The following is a 2,625-nucleotide window of genomic DNA, read 5'->3' as shown; positions in this document are numbered from 1 at the left end:
CGATAGCGGACGAGTACCGTGAGGGAAAGATGAAAAGTACCCCGGGAGGGGAGTGAAAGAGTACCTGAAACCGTGTGCCTACAAGCCGTCAGAGCCGTAACAGGTGATGGCGTGCCTTTTGAAGAATGAGCCTGCGAGTTAGTGCTGCGTGGCGAGGTTAACCCGTGTGGGGTAGCCGTAGCGAAAGCGAGTCTGAATAGGGCGAATGTAGTCGCGTGGTCTAGACCCGAAGCGGAGTGATCTACCCATGGCCAGGGTGAAGCGACGGTAAGACGTCGTGGAGGCCCGAACCCACTTAGGTTGAAAACTGAGGGGATGAGCTGTGGGTAGGGGTGAAAGGCCAATCAAACTCCGTGATAGCTGGTTCTCCCCGAAATGCATTTAGGTGCAGCGTCACGTGTTTCACTGCGGGGGTAGAGCTACTGGATGGTCTAGGGGCCTTACCGGGTTACCGAAATCAACCAAACTCCGAATACCGTAGTGTGAGAGCGTGGCAGTGAGACGGCGGGGGATAAGCTTCGTCGTCGAGAGGGAAACAGCCCAGAACACCAGCTAAGGCCCCTAAGTGTGTGCTCAGTGGGAAAGGATGTGGGATTGCCCAGACAACCAGGAGGTTGGCTTAGAAGCAGCCACCCTTGAAAGAGTGCGTAATAGCTCACTGGTCAAGTGGTCCTGCGCCGACAATGTAGCGGGGCTTAAGCACACCGCCGAAGCTGTGTCATTCATGCAATACATCGGCTTGAGTCCTTGAGACTCTTGTCTAGTGGTGTGGATGGGTAGGGGAGCGTCCTGCATCCAGGGAAGCGGCGGCGGAAGCCAGTCGTGGAGGGTGTGGGAGTGAGAATGCAGGCATGAGTAGCGAATGCAGAGTGAGAAACTCTGCCGCCGGATGACCAAGGGTTCCTGGGCCAGGCTAATCCGCCCAGGGTAAGTCGGGACCTAAGGCGAGGCCGACAGGCGTAGTCGATGGACAACGGGTTGATATTCCCGTACCCGAGCATGTGCGCCCATGACGAGGCGTTTGATACTAACCACCCAAAGCCATGGACTGAAGTCTTCGGATGGAGGTTTGTGTGTGGAGCGTGGGACCTGATTTCGTAGTAGTCAAGCGATGGGGTGACGCAGGAAGGTAGCTCCGCCAGTGAGTGGTAGTACTGGTGTAAGCGTGTAGGCCGGAACATAGGCAAATCCGTGTTCCATGAGGCTGAGACGTGATGCGTAGCCGTTTGAGGCGAAGTAGAGTGATCCTATGCTGCCGAGAAAAGCCTCTAGTGAGTGCATGCACGGCCCGTACCCCAAACCAACACAGGTGGTCAGGTAGAGAATACCAAGGCGATCGGGTGAACTGTGGTTAAGGAACTCGGCAAAATGCCCCCGTAACTTCGGGAGAAGGGGGGCCAAACACTCTGAAGTCCCTTGCGGACTAGGGGTGGGTGGCCGCAGAGACCAGCGGAAAGCGACTGTTTACTAAAAACACAGGTCCATGCGAAGTCGCAAGACGATGTATATGGACTGACGCCTGCCCGGTGCTGGAACGTTAAGAGGACCGGTTAGCCTTTCGGGGCGAAGCTGAGAATTTAAGCGCCAGTAAACGGCGGTGGTAACTATAACCATCCTAAGGTAGCGAAATTCCTTGTCGGGTAAGTTCCGACCTGCACGAATGGCGTAACGACTTTCCGGCTGTCTCAACCACAGGCCCGGCGAAATTGCACTACGAGTAAAGATGCTCGTTACGCGCGGCAGGACGGAAAGACCCCGGGACCTTTACTATAGTTTGGTATTGGTTTTCGGTTCGGCTTGTGTAGGATAGGTGGGAGACTGTGAAGCGGTGACGCTAGTTACTGTGGAGTCGTTGTTGAAATACCACTCTGGTCGAATTGGGAATCTGAACCTCGGGCCATGATCTGGTTCAGGGACAGTGCCTGATGGGTAGTTTAACTGGGGCGGTTGCCTCCTAAAGAGTAACGGAGGCGCCCAAAGGTTCCCTCAGCCTGGTTGGCAATCAGGTGTTGAGTGCAAGTGCACAAGGGAGCTTGACTGTGAGACAGACATGTCGAGCAGGGACGAAAGTCGGGACTAGTGATCCGGCACCTCCTGGTGGAAGGGGTGTCGCTCAACGGATAAAAGGTACCCCGGGGATAACAGGCTGATCTTGCCCAAGAGTCCATATCGACGGCATGGTTTGGCACCTCGATGTCGGCTCGTCGCATCCTGGGGCCGGAGTAGGTCCCAAGGGTTGGGCTGTTCGCCCATTAAAGCGGCACGCGAGCTGGGTTTAGAACGTCGTGAGACAGTTCGGTCCCTATCCGCCGCGCGCGTAGGATACTTGAGGAAGGCTGTCCCTAGTACGAGAGGACCGGGACGGACGAACCTCTGGTGTGCCAGTTGTTCCGCCAGGGGCATGGCTGGTTGGCCACGTTCGGAAGGGATAACCGCTGAAGGCATCTAAGCGGGAAGCCTGTTCCAAGATGAGGTATCCCACCCTTTGTGGGTTAAGGCTCCCAATAGACCATTGGGTTGATAGGCCAGAAATGGAAGCACAGTAATGTGTTGTCGAGTTGACTGGTACTAATAGGCCGAGGACTTGTCTACGAAGGTGTTACGCATCCACTCTACGGTTCTGAA

The 2,625-nt window shown here is 55.6% G+C and carries 1 other annotated feature (only partly in view).

Going from position 1 to position 2,625, the window contains the following annotated elements:
* Positions 1 to 2,592: a sequence feature (mutual gap in cmsearch alignment for this rRNA model is longer than 100), on the top strand; it begins 204 nt to the left of the window's first position.
* The last annotated feature ends 33 nt before the right edge of the window (positions 2,593 to 2,625 follow it).

This window comes from Amycolatopsis sp. NPDC005961 (assembly GCF_040629235.1).
GTDB lineage: Bacteria > Actinomycetota > Actinomycetes > Mycobacteriales > Pseudonocardiaceae > Amycolatopsis > Amycolatopsis camponoti.
This window is presented reverse-complemented; position numbering and strand designations above follow the sequence as displayed.